This window comes from Acidovorax sp. KPB24-07 (assembly GCF_057543315.1).
Window position 1 is genome coordinate 1 of sequence record NZ_BAAJYS010000318.1, and the last position, 3,888, is coordinate 3,888.

At 69.3% G+C, this 3,888-nt stretch carries 4 protein-coding genes; 3 read left to right on the plus strand and 1 reads right to left on the minus strand.

Annotated elements, in window-relative coordinates; all coding sequences use genetic code 11:
* Together AC27IQ_RS20075 and argE are read left to right on the plus strand one after the other, a co-directional pair.
* Positions 1-534, plus strand: a 534-nt coding sequence (locus AC27IQ_RS20075) for a methyl-accepting chemotaxis protein (protein ID WP_487090540.1), incomplete at its 5' end; no start/stop codon positions are given.
* A 46-nt stretch (positions 535-580) separates the two neighbouring features.
* A complete protein-coding gene (gene argE, locus AC27IQ_RS20080) occupies positions 581-1,735 on the plus strand; it encodes an acetylornithine deacetylase (protein ID WP_487090541.1) in 1,155 nt (384 codons plus the stop codon).
* A gap of 13 nt (positions 1,736-1,748) precedes the next feature.
* Here argE and AC27IQ_RS20085 read toward each other — a convergent pair whose 3' ends face one another.
* A complete protein-coding gene (locus AC27IQ_RS20085; protein WP_487090542.1) occupies positions 1,749-2,891 on the minus strand; it encodes an ABC transporter substrate-binding protein in 1,143 nt (380 codons plus the stop codon).
* A 97-nt stretch (positions 2,892-2,988) separates the two neighbouring features.
* On the opposite strand from AC27IQ_RS20085, the gene AC27IQ_RS20090 reads away from it, so the two are divergent.
* Positions 2,989-3,888: molybdopterin-dependent oxidoreductase (locus AC27IQ_RS20090; RefSeq protein ID WP_487090543.1), on the plus strand; the 900-nt coding region annotated here is incomplete at its 3' end.

Here is a 3,888-nt window from a genome sequence, read left to right on the forward strand (position 1 = left end):
GGCTTCGCCGTGGTGGCCAGCGAGGTGCGCAGCCTGGCCGGGCGCAGCGCCGAGGCCGCCAAGGAGATCAAGAACCTCATCACCATCAGCGTGGACCGCGTGGGCCAGGGCACCACGCTGGTGAACCAGGCTGGCATGACCATGGACGAGGTGGTCGCCTCGGTGCGGCGGGTGACTGACATCATGGGCGAGATCAGCGCCGCCAGCAGCGAGCAGAGCGCCGGCGTGGAGCAGGTGGGCCAGGCCATCACCCAGATGGACCAGGTCACCCAGCAGAACGCCGCGCTGGTGGAAGAAAGCGCCGCAGCGGCGCAGAGCCTGAAGACGCAGGCGCAGCAACTGGTGCAGACCATGGAGGTATTCCAGCTCGCGCCCGGGGCATCGCTGCAACAGCCACAGCAGCCCGCCGTGCCACGCCCCCGCCCCAGCGCGGTACGGCCACCGCTGCCAGCTTCGCAGGCCACCGTGAAGCGGCTGGGCACCGCGCCGAGCGCGAGCGCAGCCCACAGCGAAAAGGATTGGGAAGGCTTTTGAGCCCGTGCTCGCAGCGCGGGCCGGCGGGATCCGGGAGAATGGAACCATGATCTCCACGAATGCCCTGCAACTGGCCCAGACGCTGGTGCGCATGAACACCGTCAGCCACCACTCCAATCTGGATCTCATCCATTTCGTGCGCGACACGCTCGAAAAGCTCGGCGTGAAAAGCCGCCTGAGCTTCAACGCCGACAAGACCAAGGCCAATCTGTTCGCCACGCTGGGCGAGGGCAAGCCTGCCGGCATCATCCTGTCCGGGCACACCGACACCGTGCCGTGGGACGGCCAGGACTGGACCTTCGACCCGCTGGGCGCCACCGTGCAGGACGGGCGCCTGTACGGCCGGGGCAGCGCCGACATGAAGGCCTTCATCGCCGTCGCGCTCGCGCAGGCCGAAGCGTTCCTGAGCAGCGATGCTCCCTTCGCCATCCACTACGCCTTCAGCTACGACGAGGAAGTGGGCTGCTTCGGCGTGAAGGAACTCATCGCCGACATGAAGGACGCCGGGATCCGCCCGCTGGCCTGCATCGTGGGCGAGCCCACCAGCATGGTGCCGGCCATCGCGCACAAGGGCGTGTACCGCTACAAGTGCTGCGTGCGCGGCAAGGAGGCGCACTCCTCGCTCACGCCGCATTCGGTCAACGCTATCGAGATGGCCGCGCGCGTGGTGGGTCGCGTGCGCGACATGGCCGAGGGCTTCGAGCGGCACGAGCCGCGCTTCGAAGGCTTCGACGTGCCCTTTTCCACCGCCAGCGTGGGCCAGTTCCATGGCGGCATCGCCGACAACGTGGTGCCGCGCGATGCCGAGTTCCGCTATGAATTCCGCGACCTGCCCACGGCGGACGCCGCCGGCATGCAGGCCGAGGTGATCGCCTATGCCCGGTCGCTGGAGCCCGCGATGCAGAAGGTGGCGCCCGGCACCGGCATCACCTTCGAGACCATCTGCGAGATCCCCAGCTTCCTGGGCAACCGGGACGATGCCGTCACGCGGCTCGCGCAGCGCCTGGCCGGAGAACAAGGCACCACGCTGGTGGCCTTCGGCACCGAGGCGGGGCTGTTCAAGAACGCCGGGATTCCCACCGTGGTGTGCGGGCCCGGCAGCATCCAGCAGGCGCACCAGCCTGACGAATACGTCTCGCTGGACCAGCTCGCCCGCTGCGAGGCCTTCATGCAGGGGCTGGCCGCGACGCGCCAGCTGTAAACCGCGCGCCGGGTCAGACGCGCACGCGGCCGTCGCCCGTGAGCATCGACATCTCCACGAAGTGCGACCCCGTGTGGTTGCCGGGACCGAACGCCACCTGGAAGCCCGCGATCTGCTGCGTGCCGAACCCCTCCAGCGCCGAGATCAGCGACTCTCGCGTGGGCCGGCCGCCGGCCTGGCGCAGCCCCTCGGTGAACACGCGCGCGGCCAGGTAGCCCTCCAGGCTGGAGTAATTGGCCTGGACCTTGTTGCCGCCCTTCTTGATCGCGTCCTGGAACTCCCGCGTGAGCTGGCGGGCGGACTGGTAGGGCGAGGGCATCACCTGCGAGACCACCACGCCCGCGCCATCGGCCTTGAGCTCGTCCATCAGCGCCTGCGTGCCCACGAACGACAGGTTGTAGAACGTGCCGCCGTAGCCCGCCTTGCGCGCGGCGCGCACGAAAGCGGCGCTGGCGGCATAGGTGCCGACCTGCACGATCGCCTCGGGCCGGGCCGCCACCAGGGTCTGCACCGCTGCGGCCACGTCCACCGAGTTGCGCTCCACCGTGGCCTGCGCCACCGGGGCGAGCTTGTGGGCGCCCAGTGCCAGCGCCACGCCATCCAGTCCGGCCTTGCCATAGGCATCGTTTTGATGGAAGACGCCGATCTTGCTCAGGCCCAGGTGGGTGAGCTTGTTCACGATGGCGGCGGTCTCGTCGTTGTACGAGGCGCGCACGTGGAACACCAATTTGTTCAAGGGCTGGCGCAAGGCCTCGGCCCCGGTGAACGGCGCGAAGAACGGCAGCTTGGCCTGCGTGAGCAGCGGCATCGCCGCCAGGCTGGTGGGCGTGCCCACGTAGCCGAACAGCGCGAACACATCGTCGGTGATGAACTTGCGCGTGTTGGAAGCGCAGCGGTCGGGCTCGTAGCCGTCGTCCAGCGTGCGCAGCTCCACCGTGCGCCGGCCGGAGCCCGCCTGGGCGTTCCACTGCTCGAAGTAAAGCTGGGCGCCCTGGTGCAACTGCACCCCGAGCTGCGCGGCGGGCCCGCTGAACGGGGCGGACTGTCCCAGCACGATCGGCGCCTCCGATTGCGCCCGTGCCAGCCCGAAACCGCCGAGCGCGGCGGCCCCCAGGCCGATGGAAAACCGTCTGCGCCCCAACGCAATATGCTTCATGGTGAAATCCCCTCTTCGATCAAAAACGTCGACGTTCCGCGGGGTCGCCACCCCGCCATCGCTGCTGGTCGGTGAGTGTATCGACAGGAAAACCCCTATGTCCACGACTGAAATCCCCCCCATTTCCGAGCCGGTCCGGCAAGTGCGCGGGGCCTGCCCCCACGACTGCCCCGACGCCTGCGCCCTGCTCACCACCGTGGACAACGGCGTGGCCACGCGCGTGCAGGGCAACCCGGCGCACGGCCACACCGGCGGCGTGCTGTGCGCCAAGGTGTCGCGCTATGCCGAGCGCACGAACCACCCCGACCGCCTGCTGCAGCCGCTGCGGCGCGTCGGCCCCAAGGGCCCGGGCGCGCAGTTCGAGGCGGTGACATGGGACGAGGCGCTCACCGATATCGCGGCGCGTTTGACGCGCATCGCCGCCCGCGCCCCGCAGGCCATCCTGCCCTACAGCTATGCCGGCACCATGGGCCTGGTGCAGGGCGAAAGCATGGACCGGCGCTTTTTCAACCGGCTGGGCGCGTCGCAGCTGGGCCGCACCATCTGCTCCACCGCCGGCGGCGAAGGCCTGAACTACACGCTGGGCGGCAAGCTGGGCATGAAGGTGGAGTTCTTCGCCGAATCGCGCCTCATCGTCATCTGGGGCAGCAACTCCATCGGCAGCAACCTGCACTTCTGGCGCTACGCGCAACAGGCCAAGCGCGACGGCGCCCGGCTGGTGTGCATCGACCCGCGCAAGAGCGAGACCGCCGAGAAGTGCCACGAACACCTGCAGCTGCGCCCCGGCACCGATGCGGCCCTGGCCCTGTCGCTCATGCACGAGCTGATTGCCAACGACTGGCTCGACCACGACTACATCGCGCAGTACACCGTGGGCTGGGACGCGCTGCGCGAGAACGCGCTGCAGTGGCCGCCCGAGCGCGCGGCCGAGGTCTGCGGCCTGCCCGTGGAGCAGATCCGCCAGCTGGCGCGCGACTACGGCACCACGCGGCCCGCC

Excerpts from the sequence above, each read along its gene's own strand:
- argE (WP_487090541.1), top strand. The coding sequence starts at position 581 with ATGATCTCCACGAATGCCCTGCAACTGGCCCAGACGCTGGTGCGCATG.
- AC27IQ_RS20085 (WP_487090542.1), bottom strand. The coding sequence starts at position 2,891 with ATGAAGCATATTGCGTTGGGGCGCAGACGGTTTTCCATCGGCCTGGGG.